The 18,235-nt window shown below is 60.8% G+C and carries 17 protein-coding genes; 10 read left to right on the top strand and 7 right to left on the bottom strand.

The genetic code is table 11. From position 1 onward, the window contains the following. The first annotated feature begins 54 nt into the window (after positions 1–54). Complete coding sequence (locus KSS97_RS07805; RefSeq protein ID WP_217861415.1) at positions 55–1,422, top strand: MFS transporter; 1,368 nt, start codon at positions 55–57, stop codon at positions 1,420–1,422. Positions 1,423–1,483: 61 nt separating this feature from the next. On the opposite strand, the gene KSS97_RS07810 is transcribed toward KSS97_RS07805, so the two are convergent. From KSS97_RS07810 to flgA, 4 genes are all read right to left on the bottom strand, one after another. After that, complete coding sequence (locus KSS97_RS07810) at positions 1,484–2,230, bottom strand: flagellar brake protein (RefSeq protein WP_030142440.1); 747 nt, start codon at positions 2,228–2,230, stop codon at positions 1,484–1,486. A gap of 92 nt (positions 2,231–2,322) precedes the next feature. Further along, entirely contained in the window at positions 2,323–2,790 is a 468-nt protein-coding gene (locus KSS97_RS07815; protein ID WP_181288537.1) for a flagella synthesis protein FlgN, read from the bottom strand. A gap of 49 nt (positions 2,791–2,839) precedes the next feature. Further along, the gene (flgM, locus tag KSS97_RS07820; protein ID WP_030142438.1) at positions 2,840–3,154 is read right to left on the bottom strand and encodes a flagellar biosynthesis anti-sigma factor FlgM; all 315 of its coding nucleotides are present in this window, start codon (positions 3,152–3,154) and stop codon (positions 2,840–2,842) included. Between the two features lie 161 nt (positions 3,155–3,315). Next, positions 3,316–4,080, bottom strand: a complete 765-nt coding sequence (gene flgA, locus KSS97_RS07825) for a flagellar basal body P-ring formation chaperone FlgA (protein WP_030142437.1) — start codon at positions 4,078–4,080, stop codon at positions 3,316–3,318. Between the two features lie 77 nt (positions 4,081–4,157). Between flgA and KSS97_RS07830 the strand changes: the two genes are divergently transcribed. The 6 genes from KSS97_RS07830 to flgE all read left to right on the top strand — a co-directional run bounded on the left by KSS97_RS07830 (position 4,158) and on the right by flgE (position 9,235). Continuing rightward, a complete protein-coding gene (locus KSS97_RS07830; protein ID WP_030142436.1) occupies positions 4,158–5,084 on the top strand; it encodes a chemotaxis protein CheV in 927 nt (308 codons plus the stop codon). A 55-nt stretch (positions 5,085–5,139) separates the two neighbouring features. Further along, the gene (gene cheR / locus KSS97_RS07835; RefSeq protein ID WP_030142435.1) at positions 5,140–5,967 is read left to right on the top strand and encodes a protein-glutamate O-methyltransferase CheR; all 828 of its coding nucleotides are present in this window, start codon (positions 5,140–5,142) and stop codon (positions 5,965–5,967) included. A 348-nt stretch (positions 5,968–6,315) separates the two neighbouring features. After that, positions 6,316–6,723 carry a flagellar basal body rod protein FlgB gene (gene flgB / locus KSS97_RS07840; protein ID WP_030142434.1) on the top strand — a complete coding sequence of 136 codons (408 nt, stop codon included), beginning with the start codon at positions 6,316–6,318 and terminating at the stop codon, positions 6,721–6,723. Between the two features lie 3 nt (positions 6,724–6,726). Beyond that, complete coding sequence (gene flgC / locus KSS97_RS07845) at positions 6,727–7,170, top strand: flagellar basal body rod protein FlgC (protein WP_030142433.1); 444 nt, start codon at positions 6,727–6,729, stop codon at positions 7,168–7,170. A gap of 15 nt (positions 7,171–7,185) precedes the next feature. Then, positions 7,186–7,908 (top strand): flagellar hook assembly protein FlgD, encoded by a 723-nt coding sequence (flgD, locus tag KSS97_RS07850; protein WP_217861416.1) that lies wholly within the window; start codon positions 7,186–7,188, stop codon positions 7,906–7,908. A gap of 28 nt (positions 7,909–7,936) precedes the next feature. Beyond that, positions 7,937–9,235: a flagellar hook protein FlgE gene (flgE, locus tag KSS97_RS07855; protein ID WP_030142431.1), complete on the top strand. Its 1,299-nt coding sequence runs from the start codon at positions 7,937–7,939 to the stop codon at positions 9,233–9,235. 275 nt (positions 9,236–9,510) lie between these two features. On the opposite strand, the gene KSS97_RS07860 is transcribed toward flgE, so the two are convergent. Continuing rightward, the gene (locus tag KSS97_RS07860; RefSeq protein WP_217861417.1) at positions 9,511–12,402 is read right to left on the bottom strand and encodes a ribonucleoside-diphosphate reductase subunit alpha; all 2,892 of its coding nucleotides are present in this window, start codon (positions 12,400–12,402) and stop codon (positions 9,511–9,513) included. Positions 12,403–13,271: 869 nt separating this feature from the next. Here KSS97_RS07860 and KSS97_RS07865 point away from each other — a divergent pair. Together KSS97_RS07865 and KSS97_RS07870 are read left to right on the top strand one after the other, a co-directional pair. Continuing rightward, a complete protein-coding gene (locus KSS97_RS07865; protein ID WP_030142429.1) occupies positions 13,272–13,994 on the top strand; it encodes a response regulator in 723 nt (240 codons plus the stop codon). After that, positions 13,991–15,601, top strand: a complete 1,611-nt coding sequence (locus KSS97_RS07870; RefSeq protein ID WP_030142428.1) for an ATP-binding protein — start codon at positions 13,991–13,993, stop codon at positions 15,599–15,601. The genes KSS97_RS07865 and KSS97_RS07870 overlap by 4 nt, the downstream gene beginning before the upstream one ends. Positions 15,602–15,719: 118 nt before the next feature. Here KSS97_RS07870 and KSS97_RS07875 read toward each other — a convergent pair whose 3' ends face one another. Both KSS97_RS07875 and KSS97_RS07880 read right to left on the bottom strand, forming a co-directional pair. Next, positions 15,720–16,445, bottom strand: a complete 726-nt coding sequence (locus KSS97_RS07875) for a 4'-phosphopantetheinyl transferase family protein (protein ID WP_187293362.1) — start codon at positions 16,443–16,445, stop codon at positions 15,720–15,722. Positions 16,446–16,633: 188 nt separating this feature from the next. After that, positions 16,634–17,422 (bottom strand): dienelactone hydrolase family protein, encoded by a 789-nt coding sequence (locus KSS97_RS07880; protein WP_030142426.1) that lies wholly within the window; start codon positions 17,420–17,422, stop codon positions 16,634–16,636. Positions 17,423–17,564: 142 nt separating this feature from the next. Here KSS97_RS07880 and KSS97_RS07885 point away from each other — a divergent pair, with 142 nt between their 5' ends. Then, positions 17,565–18,164: a membrane protein gene (locus KSS97_RS07885; RefSeq protein ID WP_030142425.1), complete on the top strand. Its 600-nt coding sequence runs from the start codon at positions 17,565–17,567 to the stop codon at positions 18,162–18,164. Positions 18,165–18,235 lie beyond the last annotated feature (71 nt).

The raw sequence follows: 18,235 nt of genomic DNA on the forward strand, positions 1-18,235 counted from the left end.
GGGGCTATCTTCAAGATGGCCCTCACTTACCTCAAGGAGCCGCTCGGAACGCCGATGCGCCAAATCTGGAAACCTTTTCGAGCGCTTTATTTCGCCTCGCTGATGATGCTCATCGGCTCGGGCCTCTTGAGTACTTACCTGGCGTTGCGCCTGGCTGCCGATCATGTCGACAGTCTGTGGGTCGGTGCGCTGATGGCCGCCAACTATTTCGGCCTGGTGCTGGGCGGCAAGATCGGCCATCGGCTGATCGCCCGTGTCGGGCATATCCGTGCTTATTCGGCTTGTGCCGGGATTGTCGGCGCGGCGGTGCTGGGCCATGGCCTGGTGGACTGGCTGCCGGCCTGGATCGTGCTGCGGATGATCGTCGGCCTGGGCATGATGTGCCAATACATGGTCATTGAAAGCTGGCTCAACGAGCAGGCTGATGCCAAGCAGCGCGGGGTGGTATTCAGCGGCTACATGATCGCCTCGTACCTGGGGCTGGTGCTGGGCCAGTTGATCCTGGTCATGCACCCGGCCCTTGGGCTGGAGCTGCTGATGCTGGTGGCGTTGTGTTTTGCCCTGTGCCTGGTGCCCGTGGCGTTGACCCGGCGGATTCACCCGGCACCGCTGCGTCCGGCGCCGATGGAGCCGCGCTTCTTTATCAAGCGTGTACCGCAATCGTTGACCACCGTGCTGGGCTCCGGGCTGATCGTCGGCTCCTTTTATGGCCTGGCACCGCTGTACGCCTCCCAGCAAGGGCTCACCACCGAACAGGTCGGTCTGTTCATGGGCTGCTGCATTTTTGCCGGGCTGTTGGTCCAGTGGCCGTTGGGCTGGCTATCGGATCGTTATGATCGTGCGTTGCTGATCCGCTGCTTTGCGCTGGCCCTGGCGGTCTGTGCGTTGCCGTTGGCTATCTGGTCGCAGGTGCCGCTGGAAGTATTGTTCGTTGCGGGGTTCTGCTGTTCGCTGGTGCAGTTCTGCCTGTATCCGCTGGCGGTGGCGTTTTCCAACGACCACGTCGAAGGCGATCGCCGGGTGTCGCTGACGGCGATGCTGCTGGTGACTTACGGCGTGGGCGCCAGCATCGGCCCATTGGTTGCCGGGGTGCTGATGAAGCTGTATGGCAGTCAGATGCTCTATGGCTTTTTCGCCCTGTTTGCGTTGGTCCTGGTGTGGCGGATCCGGCCGAAAGCGGTTACCAACCTGCACCAGGTCGACGATGCACCGCTGCACCACGTGGCCATGCCGGACAACATGACCAGCTCGCCGCTCGTGGCGTGCCTCGATCCTCGGGTAGACGAGCAGGTCGTGCAAGACCAGATGCAGGCGTCGCCCAATCCAGACGTCGAGCCAGAGCCGGAACCTGAATTGGAGCCAGTCACCGAAGGTGCGGACGACGAACCGCCATCCTCCGATTTCACCCAGGCCAGGCCTTGAGCCGGGCATAAAAAAACGGGCAATCCTTGCAAGGGATTGCCCGTTTTTTACGCCCGCGAAATCAGAAGTCGTCTTTATCGAACCGACGGGCTTCACGCTGCAACTGATACACGAAGCGTTCGACCTGGCGCTGCACCAGGCCGCTGATGTTGTGGAAGCGTACACCGGCGAACGTGGTATTGATCCGCTCTTCAAAATGCAGGTAACGCAGTTCCACCGGCGCGGTCATGTTGCCGAATGGCAGGGCGGCGATAAAGCGTTCATAAACCTGGCCCAGTTGCAGCCGTTCGGTGATGTCGCCATCGAAGCGCAGCTTGCAGCCGGTGGCGGAGATGTCCAGCAATTGGCCATTGACCGGTGATTTGAGCTTATCGCCACCCATCTCCACGCTCACCAGTTGCGCCAGTTTCAACGCAGCCCGAAAGGCGTTGCGACGTTGGTGATAGACCACTTCTTCGGGCAGGGCGCCGCGGTAGCAGCGGCCGTCGTTGGAATCATCGATGGTCAGCGGACCATTGCCTTCCCACGCGATACGCACGCCGTCATGGAAACCCTCGACACGAAACGGCTCGCCCGCCAGCAGGAAACGTTCGCCGTCCCGGGGAATCATCTCGTCCAGGGCCATGGTGTTTTTCTCGCGATCAACATCCACCAGGTAGCTCTGGAAGCGCTGGCTGCGCTCGTGGAAAGTAATGATCAGCGGATCATGGCTGTCTTGCAGCATCCGCAGGTTGCCGGAGATTTCCAGGGGCGTGGTAAGGACCTTCGGTGGCTGCGGAGCATCTTCCGCGTTTGAGGCATTGAACACGGTGGGTCAATCTCCAAGCAAAATACGACTACATAGAGCCAGCATTTTGCCAGCATGTTTCGCGCGTTGATAGTGCGCAGTCATCGTTCGCGTCACGCCTGGCTGAGCGGACGGTGCTTGACCAGTTTCGCGGTCGATCCGCGAGCGTCATACAGCGTCGGGATTTCGCCGCCATTGAGGATGCGCAACTGATTGGCGGTGGCGGCCTGTTGCATTTGGATGGATTGGCCGTTTCGAGCGTTGGCGGCCTGGCATTGGCTGAGCAGGTCGTTGAGCACTGCGCTTTGGGACAATAACTGATCGCCAACCGACGATTGGCTGGCCAATTGTTCAAGGCCGTTGTTGTCTGCGGGCAGGTTGAGGCTGGCGAGAATCTCGCTGCGCTTGCGGCCATGCTGGTCGAGCAAAATGATCAATGCCTGTTTCTGCGCCAGAATATTTTCCAGCAGAGGCATGTCCCGCCCGTGGAGTGCCAGGGCTTCGGTCTGCAACAGCTCCAGCAATTGTTGTGCTGGAGCGAAGTCGTCGGTGATCAGTTGCAACAAATTAGTGTCGTGCATGGCTGGCCTTGGGTCTTGAGCGTCCAAAAGCCTGGCGCCGGCGGACGGCCTAGCGCTGGGCTTCGAAGTTGAGCAGCTTGCTGGCTACGCGGTTGCTGTCGACTTGATAGCTGCCATCGGCGATTGCTGCTTTCAACGCGGCCACGCGGGCGTTGTCGACGACAGGTTGATCGCGCAGCTTGTCAGTGACCTTCTGCAACTGCTGAGCCTCATTGCTGAGGTGTACCGATTCCCCATTGCTGACAGTGGCGGCCTGTTCGGCTGGCTTGGATTTGCCGGTTTCGGCGGTTTCCTTGCTGGCGCTGGTACGCGCAGTCCCTGTCACAGGTGAGGAGCTGTTTAAACGATTGAAATCGATGACCATGGTAAAAAACCTCTGGGTATTTGGACGCTTGCCATGTTTTCGGCCATCCCCAAAAAAACTTTAGGCTCATTTTTCAATGAACGAGCGCACGTCTGCGCTTGCCTTTGCGTAAGGCACAGTCTAGGGAACACCGAGGTCAAGCGCCAGCCTGTCTACCCTCCTTACATAGCCACTTCCACCTGGCCAGGCGCCATTACTTGCGCCTTGATGACTCGTTGGGAGTTGAGGTTCTTCACCCGAATCTGTTCGCGCATGCCGCCGTTGGACAGGGCCTCGCCCGGCATCCGCACGGCTAATGTGCCACTGCGGGCGGTGATGACCACCTGGTCGCCCTTGCGAACCACTTCGGCCTGTTCCAGATGTACCTGCGTGATCACTTGGTCAGCGACCATTGGTCGGACAAGTTTCTGACCAATGGCTTCATCAACGGAAGTCAGGAAGCCCTGGCTGATCTGGCTGACGTCGCGTTCACGCAGCACCACGTCCTGGGGTTCGACAATCCCGGCGCGCTTGAGCGGGCGAGTGGTGGTGACAATTTCGCGATACAGGCGCACTTGAGCGGGCACGAACACCGTCCAGGGGGCCGCGCTGTCGCAACGAACCTTCACCGTGACGCGGCCCAGCGGCCTGGCCGGACTCTCCAGCGAGGCAGTCAATTCCTTGTCGCACATTGGCATCCGCAGGCGCGGGTCGAGCTGGTTGACTTCGATCTCGTAGCGACCTTCGGTTTGACTGGTTGCCAGATAGTCTTCTACGGTGAACTCAAGAAAGCCCTGAGTGACGCCGATAAGGAGATCAGGCAAGGTTACTTCAGCAGCACCGACGGCAGGACCGCCAGAAGCGAGCAGGCAGGCAGCCAGCAGTGCACCGAGCCAGTGGCGGCAGTGAGTGGTCAGGCGTCGAGAAAATGTCGTTTGTGCGTTCATGCCGGTTCAATAGCAAGCCCCGTGCCGTTTAGTGATGAATGCGCGACGGACACATTAGCGTGATTAGGAGTCAGGGCATGGCGGGAGTGATGGATTCGGTAAACCAGCGCACACAGCTGGTGGGTCAGAATCGCCTGGAGCTGTTGTTGTTCCGTCTCGATGGTCAACAGTTGTATGGAATTAACGTATTCAAGGTTCGCGAAGTGCTGCAATGCCCTAAGCTGACCCTGATGCCTAAATCCAGTCCCGTCGTGTGCGGTGTGGCGAATATCCGGGGAGCGACGATCCCGATTCTCGACCTGGCGATGGCGACCGGTTCCGGTCGGTTGCTGGATCAGAGCAATCCGTTTGTGATCATCACCGAGTACAACACCAAGACCCAAGGGTTCCTGGTGCGGTCGGTGGAGCGCATCGTCAACATGAACTGGGAAGAGATCCATCCGCCACCCAAGGGGACGGGGCGCGACCACTACCTCACGGCGGTGACGCGGGTCGACAACCAGTTGGTGGAGATCATCGACGTGGAGAAAATCCTCGCCGAAGTCGCGCCAACGCCGGAGACCATTTCCGTCGGCGTGGTGGATGCCGAGACGCAGCACAAGGCGGTTTCCCTGCGGGTGCTGACCGTCGATGATTCGTCGGTGGCACGCAAGCAGGTCACGCGTTGCTTGCAGACGGTCGGTGTCGAGGTGATCGCCCTGAACGATGGGCGGCAAGCGCTGGATTACCTGCGCAACCTGGTCGACGAGGGCAAGCGGCCGGAAGAGGAATTCCTGATGATGATTTCCGACATCGAGATGCCGGAGATGGACGGGTACACGCTGACGTCGGAGATCCGCAGCGACCCGCGGATGCAAAAATTGCACATCATCTTGCATACTTCGCTGTCCGGGGTATTCAACCAGGCGATGGTCAAGAAAGTCGGCGCCGATGACTTCCTGGCCAAGTTCCGGCCCGATGACCTGGCTTCCCGGGTCGTCGAGCGAATCAAGACAGCAGGTTAAAAGGTCGGGCGCATTGTGCGCCCGGCAAGTCAACACAGTGAAAAGAGGCGGTATCTTGTCTACGGGTAATTTGGATTTCGAACAGTTCCGGGTCTTCCTGGAAAAAGCCTGTGGCATCTTGCTTGGTGAAAACAAGCAGTACCTGGTGTCGAGCCGTCTCAATAAAATGATGGAACAGCAGGGCATCAAGTCATTGGGCGAGTTGGTCCAGCGTATCCAGAGCCAGCCGCGCAGTGGCCTGCGCGAAATGGTCGTGGATGCCATGACCACCAACGAAACCCTGTGGTTTCGTGACACTTATCCCTTCGAAGTGCTGAAGAACAAAGTATTGCCGGCGGCCATCAAGGCCAGCCCGGGCCAACGCTTGCGGATCTGGTCGGCGGCGTGTTCGTCGGGCCAGGAACCCTATTCGTTGTCGATGTCCATCGATGAGTTCGAGCGGACCAACCTCGGTCAGCTGAAGGCGGGCGTGCAAATTGTCGCCACCGACCTGTCCGGGACCATGCTCAATAACTGCAAGACCGGCGAGTACGACAGCCTGGCCATTGGCCGTGGGTTGTCACCCGATCGCCTGCAGCGTTATTTCGACGCGAAAGGGCCGGGCAAGTGGGTGGTCAAGGCGCCCATCAAGAGCCGAGTGGAATTCCGTTCGTTCAACTTGCTGGACAGCTACGCCAGCCTGGGCAAGTTCGACATCGTGTTCTGCCGCAACGTGCTGATCTACTTCTCCGCGGAAGTGAAGAAGGACATCCTGATGCGTATCCATAGCACCCTGAAGCCGGGCGGTTATCTGTTCCTTGGCGCGTCGGAAGCGTTGAACGGCTTGCCGGATCATTACCAGATGGTCCAGTGCAGCCCGGGGATCATCTACCAGGCGAAGTGATTGGCTTGTAAAAGAACGGGAGCCCCAAGGGCTCCCTTTTTTCTGCCTGATGATTTCCACTTGTCACGGTCCCCTTGTGGGAGCGGGCTTGCTCGCGAAGGCGGTGTTTCAGTCAAGACAACTTTCACTGTTACACCGCTTTCGCGAGCAAGCCCGCTCCCACAGTTTGGATCTCATTGCGCCTGAGAAGCGGCAGAAAAGCGGCAGCCGGCGGAAACCGATTGCCGCTTTTCTGGCATTGCCGCTTTGCCGATCCCCGCAAAGCCCCGGTTTACGGGCTTTTTCAAAGTGGCACGGCACTTGCTAAAGCCATCGTACGTACATTCTGGTCACCCAAAGGTTTCCGACATGAGCATCAGCTTCGATAAAGCGCTCGGTATCCACGAACAGGCCCTGAGCTTCCGCGCCCAGCGTGCCGAAGTCCTGGCCAACAACATCGCCAACGCCGACACTCCGAACTACAAGGCGCGTGACCTGGACTTCTCCAAGGTCCTTGCCGAGCAGAACGAAAAAGCCAAGAACGGCCACTTCGCCTTGAACATGACCAACAACCGTCATATCGAAGCCGAAGGCGTGGGCAGCGGCGACGAGTCGCTGATGTACCGCACGCCGATGCAACCGTCGATCGACCAGAACACCGTGGACGCTCAACTGGAACAGTCCAACTACGCGGAAAACTCCGTGAACTTCCAGGCCAGCTTCACCCTGCTCAACAGTAAATTCAAAGGGCTGGTATCAGCCCTGCGTGGAGAGTAAGCCATGTCGATCGCGAGCGTTTTCAATATCGCCGGCAGTGCCATGAGTGCCCAGACCACTCGCCTGAACACCGTCGCCAGTAACATCGCCAACGCCGAGACCGTCTCGTCGAGCATCGACCAGACCTACCGCGCCCGTCATCCGGTGTTCGCCACCATGTTCCAGGGCGGCCAATCCACCGGCGGCGACTCGCTGTTCCAGGAGCAGGACGCGGCCGGGCAGGGCGTGCAGGTGCTCGGCGTGGTCGAGGACCAGAGCAACCTCGAAGCCCGCTACGAGCCCAATCACCCGGCGGCCGACGCCAAGGGCTACGTCTACTACCCGAACGTCAACGTCGTTGAAGAAATGGCTGACATGATTTCCGCCAGTCGTTCTTTCCAGACCAACGCCGAAATGATGAACACCGCCAAAACCATGATGCAGAAGGTCCTGACCCTCGGTCAGTGATAAGGGGCGAGTCACATGAGCGTCACTAACACCACCGGCGGTTTGAGCCTCAACGAGATCCTCGCCAACTCTTCGGTCAAGACCAACACCACGACCGATGGCCTGGGCGCGGCAACCAGTGCGGCGACCGGCAAGAAGGAGCTGGGCAAGGACGCGTTCCTGCAATTGCTCGTGACCCAGCTGAAGAACCAGAACCCGCTGGAGCCCCAGGACAACGGCGAATTCGTGGCCCAATTGGCGCAGTTCAGCAGCCTGGAAGGCATCACCACGCTCAACGAAACCGTGAGTGGCATTGCGGGCAACTACAACTCGTCCCAGGCCTTGCAAGCTTCTTCGCTGGTCGGTCGGTCGGTGATCGCGCCCGGTGACAAGGCTGTGGTCGACACCTCCAAGAGCCTCAACGGCACAGTGGTGGTACCGGCGGCAGTGTCTTCCCTCTCGGTCAAGATCATGGACAAGGATGGCAAGACTGTCCGCACTATCGACCTGGGTAGCCAGAAGGCTGGCAACTCCGCCTTCATCTGGGATGGCAAGAACGACGCGGGCGCGACGGTCGAGTCGGGCACGTACACCTTCGCGGCCTCGACCACCATCGACGGCCAGGCCACGTCGCTGATCACCAACCTGCCGGCCACGGTCAGCAGTGTGACGATCAGCCAGACGGGCGGTGAGCTGATGCTCAACCTGGCCGGGCTGGGCAGCATTGCCCTGTCCAAAGTACAAACTATTGGTATGTAGAGCCGACTAACCGGCAAAAGGAGTCAACATGTCTTTCAACATCGGCCTTAGCGGTCTCTATGCAGCCAACAAACAGCTGGACGTGACCGGCAACAACATCGCCAACGTGGCGACCACCGGTTTCAAATCGTCCCGCGCGGAATTCGAAGACGTCTACTCGGCCACCAAGCTGGGTTCGGGCAGCAAGACCGTCGGCAACGGCGTGCGCCTGGCCAACGTTTCCCAACAGTTCGGCCAGGGTGACGTGAACAACACCGGCAACGTGCTGGACATGGGTATCCAGGGCCAGGGCTTCTTTGTCCTGGATAACGACGGTTCGTTGAGCTACACCCGTGCCGGTACCTTCAAGACCGACAAGGAAGGCTACGTCACCAACAGCGATGGCACTGCACGCCTGCAGGGCTACGGCGTGGACGCCAACGGCAAGATCCTCAACGGGATCCTGACCGACCTGCGCATCGACACCTCGAACCTGCCGCCGCAAGCCACCAGCCTGGTTTCGTCGACCATCAACCTGAACTCGACGGCGACGCCGATCACTGCCGCGTTCAACCCGGCCGATACCGCTACTTTCACCAAGCAGTTCACCACGCCGATCTACGACACCCAGGGTAACCAGCACTCGATGGACCAGTACATGGTCAAGACTGCCGGTAACACCTGGAACGTCTATACCTTGATCGATGGTCGCAACCTGAACGGCAGCTTGCCGACCACGACCGGTGCCACCGCGCCAGTCCCCTCCACCATGAACTTCGATTCGAGCGGCAAGTTGACCTCGGTCACCACTCCGCCAGCGACGGTCAACAGCGATCTGGTATTGACTGGCTGGGTTCCTGGCACCGTGACCAACGGAACCTGGACCGCTAACGGCGCCGCCAGCGCGCCGACCATCACGATTTCCATGGGCAACACCACCCAGTTCAACGCCGACACCGCGCGGTCGATCCCGACCCAGAACGGTTACGCCACTGGCCAGATCACCAACCTGACCATCGATGGCAGCGGCGTGATGCTCGCCAACTTCAGCAACAACCAGACCAAGCCGATCGGTCAGATCGCCCTGGCGAGCTTCACCAACGAACAAGGCCTGCAGCCGGTAGGCGGCACGAGCTGGAAGGAAACCTTCGCCTCGGGCATCCCGGGCTACGACGCGCCACAAACCGGCACCCTGGGTTCGATCGTCTCCAACTCCCTGGAAGAGTCCAACGTCAACCTGACCAACGAACTGGTCGAGCTGATCAAGGCGCAAAGCAACTACCAGGCGAACGCCAAGACTATCTCCACCCAGAGCACCATCATGCAGACCATCATTCAGATGACCTGATATCGATGGTTGCTTGAACGCTGCACAAGGAGCCCCTCGAAAGAGGGGCTTTTTTATGAGCTTCAGTTTTGTATTGCCTGGACCGGCCTCATCGCGAGCAAGCTCGCTCCCACACTGGATTTTCGGCGTTCACAAATCCTTGTGGGAGCGAGCTTGCTCGCGATGGGGCCGGCACAGGCGCCGACTTTCCTCCAGACAAAAGAAAGCCCCCGATAAACCAATGGCCTATCGGGGGCTTCTTTCAGCGGGCGCCTTTACGCGCCCGCCCGCTCAGCTTATTGGCAAGCTTCGCAATCCGGCTCGTCGATCGCGCAAGCCTTTGGCACGGGTGCCGGGCCGGCTGGAGCAGCCAGGACCGAATCGTCACCGTGGTTGCCGCCGCTGGAAACCGCGTTCAGCTTGCCGGTGTTGATGGTCGACTTCTCGGTGCTGGTGGCGGCCAGGGCGCGGAGGTAGTAAGTGGTTTTCAGGCCACGGTACCAAGCCATGCGGTAGGTCACGTCCAGCTTCTTGCCCGAGGCGCCGGCGATGTACAGGTTCAGCGACTGAGCCTGGTCGATCCACTTCTGGCGACGGCTGGCAGCGTCGACGATCCACTTGGTGTCCACTTCGAACGCGGTCGCATAGAGCTCCTTGAGTTCTTGCGGGATGCGCTCGATCTGCTGCACCGAACCGTCGTAGTACTTCAGGTCGTTGATCATGACCGAGTCCCACAGGCCGCGGGCCTTGAGGTCGCGGACCAGGTACGGGTTGATCACGGTGAATTCGCCCGACAGGTTCGATTTCACGTACAGGTTCTGGTAGGTCGGTTCGATCGACTGCGACACGCCGGTGATGTTGGCGATGGTGGCGGTCGGTGCGATGGCCATGATGTTCGAGTTGCGGATGCCTTTCTGCACACGGGCACGAACCGGTGCCCAGTCCAGGGTTTCCTTCAGGTCGACGTCGATGTACTTCTCGCCACGCTGGGCGATCAGGATCTGTTGCGAGTCCAGCGGCAGGACGCCCTTGGACCACAGCGAACCCTGGAACGTCTCGTAGGCGCCACGCTCGTCGGCCAGGTCGCAGGAAGCCTGGATCGCGTAGTAGCTGACCGCTTCCATGGACTTGTCGGCGAACTCGACTGCGGCGTCCGAACCGTACGGGATGTGCTGCAGGTACAGCGCGTCCTGGAAGCCCATGATGCCGAGGCCGACCGGACGGTGCTTGAAGTTCGAGTTCTTCGCTTGCGGCACCGAGTAGTAGTTGATGTCGATCACGTTGTCGAGCATGCGCACGGCGGTGTTGACGGTGCGTTGCAGCTTGGCGGTGTCCAGCTTGCCGTCGACGATGTGGTTCGGCAGGTTGATCGAGCCCAGGTTGCAGACCGCGATCTCATCCTTGTTGGTGTTCAGGGTGATCTCGGTGCACAGGTTCGAGCTGTGGACCACGCCCACGTGCTGCTGCGGGCTGCGCAGGTTGCACGGGTCCTTGAAGGTCAGCCATGGGTGGCCGGTCTCGAACAGCATCGACAGCATCTTGCGCCACAGGTCTTTGGCCTGGACGACTTTGAACAGCTTGATCTTGTTGTACTCGGTCAGGGCTTCGTAGTACTCGTAGCGCTCTTCGAAGGCCTTGCCGGTCAGGTCGTGCAGGTCCGGCACTTCGGACGGCGAGAACAGGGTCCACTTGCCGTCATCGAAGACGCGCTTCATGAACAGGTCGGGGATCCAGTTGGCGGTGTTCATGTCGTGGGTACGACGACGGTCATCACCGGTGTTCTTGCGCAGCTCGATGAACTCTTCGATGTCCATGTGCCAGGTTTCCAGGTAGGCACAGACCGCGCCCTTGCGCTTGCCGCCCTGGTTGACCGCAACGGCGGTGTCGTTGACCACTTTGAGGAACGGTACGACGCCCTGGGATTTGCCGTTGGTGCCCTTGATGTACGAGCCCAATGCGCGAACCGGGGTCCAGTCGTTGCCCAGGCCGCCGGCGAATTTCGACAGCATGGCGTTGTCGTGGATCGCGCCGTAGATGCCCGACAAATCGTCCGGCACGGTGGTCAGGTAGCAGCTCGACAGCTGTGGACGCAGGGTGCCGGCGTTGAACAGGGTCGGAGTCGAGGCCATGTAGTCGAAGGACGACAACAGGTTGTAGAACTCGATCGCACGGTCTTCACGCTGCTTCTCTTCGATCGCCAGGCCCATGGCCACGCGCATGAAGAAGACCTGCGGCAGTTCGAAGCGCACGCCATCCTTGTGGATGAAGTAACGGTCGTACAGGGTCTGCAGGCCCAGGTAAGTGAACTGCTGGTCACGCTCGTGGTTGATCGCCTTGCCGAGTTTTTCCAGGTCGAATTCGGCCAGGACAGGGTTCAGCAATTCGTACTCGATACCCTTGGCGACGTAGGCCGGCAGGGCCTTGGCGTACAGGTCGGCCATTTCGTGGTGGGTGGCGCTCTCGGCGACTTCCAGGAAGCTCAGGCCTTCGGCGCGCAGGGTGTCCATCAGCAGGCGCGCGGTCACGAACGAGTAGTTCGGCTCGCGTTCCACCAGGGTCCGTGCGGTCATCACCAAGGCTGTGTTGACGTCCTTGAGGGCGACGCCGTCATAGAGGTTCTTCAGGGTTTCGCGCTGGATCAGGTCGCCATCGACTTCTTCCAGGCCTTCGCAGGCCTCGGTGACGATGGTGTTCAGGCGGCCCATGTCCAGCGGCGCGAGGCTGCCGTCGGCGCGTGCGATGCGGATCGAAGGGTGGGCCTGGACCGGTGCGTCGGCCGGGGAGCGGGTGGCACGCTCCTTGGCACGGGAGTCACGGTAGATCACGTAGTCGCGAGCGACTTTCTGCTCGCCGGCACGCATCAGGGCCAGTTCGACCTGGTCCTGGATTTCTTCGATGTGGATGGTGCCGCCCGAAGGCATGCGACGCTTGAAGGTCGCGGTGACCTGCTCGGTCAGGCGGGCCACGGTGTCGTGGATTCGCGACGAGGCGGCAGCGGTGCCGCCCTCAACTGCGAGGAACGCTTTGGTGATGGCGACGGTGATCTTGTCATCGGTGTAGGGAACGACAGTGCCGTTACGCTTGATCACACGCAGTTGGCCCGGCGCGGTGGCGGACAGATCCGGGCTCGAATCGGCGGCCAGCGGCGCGGTGCCCTGCGGGTTCTCGCGAGTTGTGTCGGTGTGCATGGGTGTCTCCACGTTCTCTATGTTTATTTGGGCACCATCACGGTGCCCACCGTTCCGTCCTGAAGCACTACAACCGACTGGCGCCGGGTATAACAACTTCGGGACAGTAGGACGCGGGCCACGGGCACCGCCTCCATCCGAAGTTCTTGGGTAACGGGCCTGGGCTCGAAACCGGGTTTGCCAAGGTGGCAGCAAAGGACTGCAACACCCGTACCGTTTCGGTCGTTTTCGACCGTTCGAAACGGTTGCCATCCGCAGGGGCGGTCTGGACTTGGAAACTGCGGTGTTGCAGAAGGACAGAGGCAAGAAAAGCGCTTGAATTCTCTATCCGACTTGTGTTGGGTTTTTGGCCTGAAACCCTACATGTAGGGTTTTTTACGCGGCGGGCTACAAGATAATGCGTTTTCAGGCGTGAATCAACGTGCTACCTGTGGATAAGCCTGTGCGTAATTTGTGTGCGAAACGTGGAACTGCTCTGTAGGCCGCGACCTAGCTGGAGCGAGCCTTTTTTCGATGTTTTTGACGACTCGAAAACAGCCCGAGGTTTTTTGCGGGCGCGGACGTTACCACACAAATCCAACCCGACCGAACGCATTTGTCCGCTTGTTTTCTGCGAAGGTGGCGTTTATACAATCGGCCGGTGCATGGGCGTGTTTATCCTCCTTTAACATGACAAAAAGATGGGAGGATGCAGGTTTCAAGCGGGCACCGTTGTGGCGAGGGGATTTATCCCCGTTGGGCTACGCAGTAGCCCCAAATGGGTGACGGTGGTGTGTCAGACAGGATGCAGGGGGCCGCTTCGCTGCCCAGCGGGGATAAATCCCCTCGCCACAGAGTTTAATGTGCACCTACAACAAGACGAGGCCCCAGTGGAACAAGAAGCCTGGCAGATTTTGATCGTCGAGGATGACCAGCGTCTCGCCGAGTTGACCCGCGAATACCTGGAAAGCAACGGCCTGCGCGTCGCCATCGAAGGCAACGGCGCGGTGGCGGCACAACGGATCATCGACGAGCAGCCGGACCTGGTCATTCTCGACCTGATGCTGCCCGGCGAGGACGGCCTGAGCATCTGCCGCAGGGTGCGCGAGCGCTACGACGGACCGATCCTGATGCTGACGGCGCGTACCGACGACAGCGACCAGATCCAGGGCTTGGACCTGGGCGCCGACGATTATGTCTGCAAGCCCGTGCGCCCGCGCTTGCTGCTGGCGCGCATCCAGGCCCTGCTGCGGCGCAGCGAACCGGAACCTGCCGTGCCACCGAAGCAGAGGCGCCTGGAGTTCGGTCCGTTGGTGGTGGACGACGCCTTGCGCGAAGCCTGGCTGCAGGGCAATGGCATCGAACTGACCAGCGCCGAGTTCGATTTGCTCTGGCTGCTGGTCTCCAATGCCGGGCGCATCCTGTCCCGCGAGGAGATCTTCACTGCCCTGCGCGGTATCGGCTACGACGGCCAGGACCGCTCCATTGACGTGCGCATCTCGCGCATCCGTCCCAAGATCGGCGACGACCCCGACCATCCGCGCTTGATCAAGACCATCCGCAGCAAAGGCTACTTATTCGTCCCTGAAGCTTGCGTAGACACCGCTCTGTGAACTCAATCTTCCTGCGCATCTACGGCGGCATGTGCGCGGCACTGGTGTTGGTGGCGGTGCTTGGCGTACTGGCGCTGCACCTGCTCAACCAGACGCGCGGCGAGCAATACCGCGAGCGCCTGGCCCACGGTACGTTTTCCTTGATGGCCGATAATTTGCGGCCGATGAATGACACCGAGCGTCGTCGGGCCCTGGCAGTGTGGGCGCGCCTGCTGGGCATCCCGCTGGAACTGCAGGTGCTCAGCCAGGCGGAGCTCGACCTGGGCCAGCGCACCCGCGTCTTGCGTGGGCAGGTCCTGGTGGAGCAGACCGGGCCCCATGCGGCGAAGGTCTATCGGTTGGTCAGCGATGGCGAGCAGTTGGCGTTGGTAGGCGAAGTTCGCCAGATCAGCGAGCAGTTGGCCCGGGCGACGATCTACTTGTTGGCCGACGAGCTGGTGCGCTACCCCGTGGCCGAGCAGCCCGAGCGGCTTGCACAACTCAAACAGGAAAAGGGCTTCGGTTTCGACTTGCGCCTGATGACCGTCGACCAGGCAGACATGGACGAAGACCAGCGTCGTCGGGTCTCGGAGGGCGATACGGTGATGGCACTGGGCAAGGGCGGCGACTCGATCCGTGTGTTCGCCGGGATGGTCGGCACGCCGTGGGTCCTGGAAATCGGCCCGCTGTACCAGATGAATCCTTACCCGCCCGAATGGCTGGTGTTGATCGCGGCGTTGGGGTTGAGCCTGATCGGCTTGATCGTCTATCTGCTGGTGCGCCAGTTGGAACGACGTTTGCGCGGCCTGGAGTCAGCCGCCACACAGATCGCCCAGGGCAGCCTGGAAACCCGCGTGCCGGCACGCGGGGCCGACTCGGTGGGGCGGCTGGCCTCGGCGTTCAATGGCATGGCCGAGCATCTGCAGCAATTGCTGGCGATCCAGCGGGAGCTGGTGCGTGCGGTGTCCCACGAATTGCGCACGCCAGTGGCGCGCCTGCGGTTCGGCCTGGAAATGCTCGGCAGCGCCAGCACGCCCCAGGCCCGGGACAAATACCTGGCCGGCATGGACCACGACATCGAAGACCTCGACCGGCTGGTGGATGAAATGCTGACGTATGCGCGTCTGGAGCAGGGCTCACCGGCGTTGAATTTCCAGCGATTGGACCTGGACGCGTTGGTCAGTCAAGTCATCGAAGAATTGGGCCCTCTGCGGGCCGGGGTTACCGTGGAGCGTGGCCTTTGCCTGTCCGCAGCCGATTGCGATGGCGCCTGGGTCGAGGCCGAGCCGAGATTCCTGCATCGCGCCCTGCAGAACCTGGTGGGCAACGCGATGCGCCACGCCAGATCCCGGGTGACGGTGAGTTACCAGGTGGGCCAGTTGCGCTGCCGGATCGATGTCGAGGATGACGGACCGGGCGTGCCAGAGGCGGCCTGGGAGCGAGTCTTCAAGCCGTTCCTGCGCCTGGACGACAGCCGCGCGCGTGCCTCGGGTGGCCATGGATTGGGGCTGTCGATCGTGCGGCGGATCATTCACTGGCATGACGGGCGCGCCTTGATCGGCAAGAGCAAAAGCCTGGGCGGGGCGTGTTTCAGCTTGAGCTGGCCGAGGCATCAGGATCGGTCTTGAGATAAGCGCTGAATGATATTCCGCTTTCGCGAGCAAGCCCGCTCCCACATTTTGAAAATGCATACCACCTGTGGGAGCGGGCTTGCCCGCGAAGGCGGCACTCCAGGCAATACAAATCTCAGGCCTCGATCCCCACCAGGCTCAACAACTGCCCATCCTTCACCCCAAACTGCCCTTGCAACTCACTGCCATGACGCCATTCGGGCGACAGGTCGGTCAGCAGCCGCAGGCGCACTTGCCCACCATGGGACCATTCCAGCACCTCGGCATGTTCGAAATAGAAACGCTTCCCGACGATTGGATACAGCGCCTTGAACAGGCTTTCCTTGATCGAGAAGGTCAACGTCACCAGTAGCGCCCGGTCCTCTCGCGAAGTGGTTGTCATGCGCAGCAGTTCGGCGGGCGTGAGGATTTCCCCGGCCAGGCGCTCGGCGCGCTCCGGGTCGAGCAGGTTTTCCAGGTCCATGCCCAGGCCTTGCCAACGCTGTTTCTGCGCGACGATCGCCGCCGCCCGGCCGGTGCTGTGGGTGATCGAACCGCTGATATGGGCTGGCCAGACGGGGGCGCGGTCTTCGCCGATGGGAGGAATACAGGCGATCCCATCAAGCCGATGCAAGGCCGCCCGGGCGCAGATCCGCCCGGCGAGGAATTCCGCCTGGCGCTTGGCCACCGAGCGCTGGATGCTGTCCGGCTTTTCGATGGCGCTGTTGGGGAAATCAGCCGCGACGAGCAGCAGCGGATCAAAGCGAGTGCTGAGCAGCACCGTATCGGGCAAGGCGTCGGGCAGCAGCCAATGTTCATCCAGAGGCGAGCAGCAGGCGGGCAGGGCGGGGAGTGGGTTCATGCCCGGCATTTTGCCGGGTTGGCTTGAGGCTGGGTAGTGGGAGAGGCTTGAGCGGGATCGCTTTTGTGGCGAGGGAGCTTGCTCCCGCTCGACTGCGCAGCGGTCGCCGACAATCTTGGGGCCGCTTCGCCCGAAGCGTCGGACCGTCCCAGCGGGAGCAAGCTCCCTCGCCACAGGAGCAGTATGTGTCAGAAGATCTTCTTGAAAAACTTCTGCATGTCCGCCCAGGACTTCTGATCGGCTTCCTTGTTGTAGCCAATGTCCGGCCCGCCGTGTTCGCCGTGGCTCAAACGGTCGGCGTCGGGGTTGCTGAAGCCGTGCTTGGCGCCGTCGAGGCTGACGAATTTATAGTCGGCGCCAGCCTTGTCCATTTCGCTCTTGAACGCGGTGACGTTGTCCTCGGTGACCATGCTGTCCAGCGCGCCGTGTTCCACCAGGATCTTGGCCTTGACGCTGCCAGGAGTGGCCGGCGTGTTGGTGACCAGGGCCCCGTGGAAACTCACCACGCCAGCCAGTGGCACGCCTTGGCGCGCTGCGTCCAGCACCACCTTGCCACCGAAGCAGTAGCCGATGGCGGCGAGTTTGTCCGGATCGGTCTGGGGTTGTTTCTTCAAGAGGTCGAGCCCGGCCTGGAAGCGCGCGCTGGCCGCCTGGCTGTCCTTGAGCGCTGCCTGCATGAACGCCATGGCGTCCTTGGGATGCTCGGTGTTCTTGCCATCGCCGTACATGTCGATGGCCAGGGCGCTGTAGCCAAGACCGGCGAGGTCACGGGCGCGGCGCTTGGAATAATCGTTCAGTCCCCACCATTCATGCACCACCACCACGCCTGGGCGCGGGCCCTTGACCGCGTCGTCGTAGGCGTAATAGCCGATCAGCTTCGTGCCGTCGGCACTGGTGTAGGGAATCTCCTGGGTCTGGATGGCGGCGTGGCTGGCGCCGCTCAAGGCCAGCAGTACAACAGCAAGCAACCTGCGCATGATCGATCTCCTTAAAAAGTGGTGCACACAGACTAGCCGATTCATTCAGCCGAGGTTCAGAGAACATTCAAGGGGTGTTCAGGGAGCGATGGCTATCGTGGCTGCGACTTCACACAACCATTGCTTCACAAGGAACCTGATCATGACTGCTATGAAAAAACTGTTGCTGGCATTCACTGTACTGGGCGCCAGCGCCATGGCCCACGCCGATGACAACTTCGCCAGCCTGACCCTCGGCCAGACCAGCGACAAGGTCAAGAAATCCAACGCCCTGGACCAGAACCTGAACCATCCGAACGCCGACGGCGCGATCGCCAAGGACACCACCTACGGCCTGCGCCTGGGTCGGCAGAATGATCAAGGTCGCTACTACGCCACCTACGACAACGTATCGGGCAGCCACAACGGCATCAAGCTGCGCCAGGAAAACCTGCTGGGCAGCTATGACTTGTTCTATCCGGTCACCAGCAGCACCAAGCTGTTCGGCGGTGGCACGGCGGGCCTGACCAAATTGACCCAGGACTCGCCAGGCTTCAGCCGCGACACCGACATCGGCTACGCGGTGGGCTTGCAAGGCGGCGTCCTGCAACAGATTTCACAAAACACCTCGGTGGAACTGGGGTACCGTTACCTGCGCAGCAATGCCAGCACCGAAATGAGTCCGCACGGTGGCGCCAAGGTTGGCTCGCTGGACCTGACCAGCAGCGCCCAGACCTATCTGTCGGCGAACTACACCTTCTAGACGGCAGGAGATGGAAACGTGCAGCCGGGTCGGCCCAAGACGATCCGGCGCGTTGTTTGACATGGCTGTTC

This window comes from Pseudomonas alvandae (genome assembly GCF_019141525.1).
Classification (GTDB): domain Bacteria; phylum Pseudomonadota; class Gammaproteobacteria; order Pseudomonadales; family Pseudomonadaceae; genus Aquipseudomonas; species Aquipseudomonas alvandae.